Origin of the sequence: Mycobacterium sp. UM_Kg1 (assembly GCF_000972925.1) — a bacterium.
GTDB lineage: Bacteria > Actinomycetota > Actinomycetes > Mycobacteriales > Mycobacteriaceae > Mycobacterium > Mycobacterium hiberniae.
Genome location: NZ_JRMK01000261.1, coordinates 1 through 2,829, shown reverse-complemented (window position 1 = coordinate 2,829; position 2,829 = coordinate 1). Strand labels below are relative to the sequence as shown.

Annotated in this window: 3 protein-coding genes and 1 pseudogene; 1 reads left to right on the top strand and 3 read right to left on the bottom strand. The window is 67.4% G+C overall.

The window, feature by feature from the left end:
• The 3 genes from tpx to LI92_RS20780 all read right to left on the bottom strand — a co-directional run.
• Positions 1 to 479: thiol peroxidase (gene tpx / locus LI92_RS20790; protein WP_046322276.1), on the bottom strand; the 479-nt coding region annotated here is incomplete at its 3' end.
• Between the two features lie 55 nt (positions 480 to 534).
• Complete coding sequence (locus LI92_RS20785) at positions 535 to 1,680, bottom strand: hypothetical protein (RefSeq protein ID WP_046322274.1); 1,146 nt, start codon at positions 1,678 to 1,680, stop codon at positions 535 to 537.
• Complete coding sequence (locus tag LI92_RS20780) at positions 1,680 to 2,606, bottom strand: metal-dependent hydrolase (protein WP_046322272.1); 927 nt, start codon at positions 2,604 to 2,606, stop codon at positions 1,680 to 1,682. Before LI92_RS20780 ends, LI92_RS20785 begins: the two co-directional genes overlap by 1 nt.
• Positions 2,607 to 2,687: 81 nt before the next feature.
• Here LI92_RS20780 and LI92_RS24445 point away from each other — a divergent pair.
• Positions 2,688 to 2,829: pseudogene (locus tag LI92_RS24445) on the top strand (TetR family transcriptional regulator); the annotation flags it as partial.

Sequence of the window (2,829 nt, the reverse complement as noted above, 5' to 3'; positions counted from 1 at the left end):
GCCAGAGCCGCGTCGTAGTTCGGCTCCTGGCCGATCTCCGGCACCAGCTCGGTGTAGGCGACGTTGCCGTCCGCGCCGATCACCACGATGGCCCGGCCCAGCAGTCCGGCCAGCGGACCATCGGTCATGGTGATGCCGTAGTCGTCGCCGAAGCTGTCCCGGAACCCCGAGGCGCTGGTGACGTTCTCGATGCCCTCGGCACCGCAGAACCGCTTCAGCGCGAACGGCAGGTCGTTGGAGACGCACAGCACGGCCCCGCCGGCGGCGGCCCGCTCGTTGAAGGTCCGCACGCTGGTCGCACAGACCGGGGTGTCGACCGACGGGAAGATGTTCAGCAGGACCGGCTTACCGGCGAACTGCCCGCTTTCGACCGGACTCAGGTCGGTTCCGGCCAAGGTGAACGCCGGTGCTGCCGAGCCGACGGCCGGCAACTCGCCGACGGTGTTGATCTGGTTTCCACGTAACGTGATCTGCGCCATGGCAACAGTCTGCCAAGCGCCGCACCCGGCGTCCACGGCGGGCCGCAGTCGGGGTTCAGTGCCCGGCGGCCACCGGCTCGGGCTCGGCTTGCGGCTCCCGGATCGGCGGGACGGTTGCCGCGGCCGCCACGCTCAGGCCGGCGACGGCGAAGCACAGCGCGGCGTACCACAGCGAGCCGATCGGGTCGCCGTCTGCGGTCTGCCCGCCCACCGCACCGAAGTAGTCCGGCAGGGCGCTCAGCCACAGCACCCCCATGACGGCCAGATACACCGCGGCGTAGCGGGTCATCAGCGGATTTTCGTAGCGGCCCTCGGCGAGGGGATTCGACCGCTGCTGCCGCCACTGGCGGACCAGGACCGGCACCGCCACGCCGACAATCACCAAAAGCTCCGCGGCATAGCCGATCCCGATCAGGCGACCGTTCGTCGCGGCGCCCAGCAGGGTCGCCGGCAGCGGCAGGATCCCGGTACCCAGCGAGGCCAGCACCCCGATGACCACCGTGCGCGCCACGAGCCGCGGTCCGCGCACCGTCTTGCCCTGGTCGACCTGACGCCCGACGAACAGCTGCACGCACAACGCCAGCGAGGCCGGCCACAGCGCGGCGAACACCACCACACTGCCCATCGGCACCGAGGTGAACAGGGGCTGGTTGAGCGGGTTGTCCACCGACCATTCCCACCAGCGCAGCTGCGGCCCCAGGTGGTCGAAGATCTCGTAGAAGGCGTGGTGCACAAAACCCACACAGATCGCCCCGACGACGGCCCCGTAGCGTCGGAAGACCCCCAGGGTCCGGACGATCTCGAAGGAAATCGTGGCCATCATCGGATAGATCGCGACGATGTAGAGCGGCAGCCGGCCCCACAGGAATTCGACGCTGAAAAGGTTGTGCGCGAACATCGTGTCGACGTGGTCGGCGATCCCGAACGCCCCGGGGAAGTACAGCGGCGGTTCGATGATCAGCAGGTAGGCGATCGCCCCGAACCACAGCGCCAGGTTAGTGGCATCACCGCGACGGTACCGCGCGATCGCGTAGACCAGGGCCAGCACCGCCCCGGCGATCACGGTGATCTCCAGTACCGGCAGCGTCCAGTTCTCCAGCTGCAGCGGGTTGCGGAATTCCAGCAGGCCGCCGGCCTGGCCGCACGAGAAGCCCAGCGACTCGGCAAGGCGCTCGAACGTCGGGGTACACAGGTCGGGCATCAGGCGCTCTTCTCCTCGGCGGTGTACCACTTGGTCACGTCGTAGCCCTCGTCGTAGCGGGCGAACCACTGGTTGGCCAGCGCCGGGATCTTCTCGTGAGCCGGCTTGTGATTGGGCAACTGGCTGCGGACGATACCGGCTACCGCGGTAGCCATTTCACGTTTCGGCAAATGTTTGAAGGCATCCTCGATGGGGCCCTGATCTGCGGGCCAGCCGAACGGCACCCGTCGCCGCCAGGCCTGCTTGGCGCGGTAGGTGCTGAACAGTGACAGCGCGTCGACCTGGCGGTCCTCCACCGGAATATGCCGGTTGAAGCCCTCGCACGCCACCTTGATCACGCTCATCACGTGCTTGAAGATCGACGGCGCCATCCGCATCCGGTACCACGGGTCGTTGATGACGTGGTCGTAGATGATCAGCGCCGAGCTGCGGTGCTCGACCTCTTCGACGAAGTGCCACAAGAACAGCGAGGCCACCCGGTCGTCGCCCGGCGCGAACAGGGTGTCGTCGTGGTCGAGCATCAACTTGAAGACCGGGGTGAAGGTGGCCTCCAGGTCGGCGGTGTACGCCAGCCGATAGTCCAGGGACTTTTCAGCCGACATCTTGTCGAACATGGCGTTGCAGGCATCGACAGTCTCCTTGAGCCCCGGGTAGGCCTTCACCAGCGCTTTGGCATGACCGCGGTGGGCCATGGAATGTTGCCCCTCCTGCCGCACGAAGGCATCGGCCTCCGCGGCCACGGCGGGGTCGGTGATGCGCGGCATCGCTTCGGCGATCATGCCGCCGATCATCTTCTCGAAGCCGATAGCCAGCAGCGAGACCGCGTTGGCCATCGACGAGAACGCCGGATTGGCCTCGTTCCACAGGAACGGCACCGGGTGCTCGGCGAAAGCGAACCGCAGCTTGCGCACGATCAGGTCGGTCATCGCTACCTCAGCTCCAAACATACGACGGGACGCTTGGGCGTATGATTGTTCGGTGCATTGCCGTTGTCAAGCAGGTCGCTGATGGCCCGGCGGCGCGGTTGGGGCGGAAACCCGCCGCACACCGACGAGGAGGCCAGTCGGCGGATCATCGCCGCCGCCGTCGACCTGGTCGCCGAGACGGGGTCGGCGGTGTCGCTGGCCGAGGTGGCCGGCTCGCTCGGGG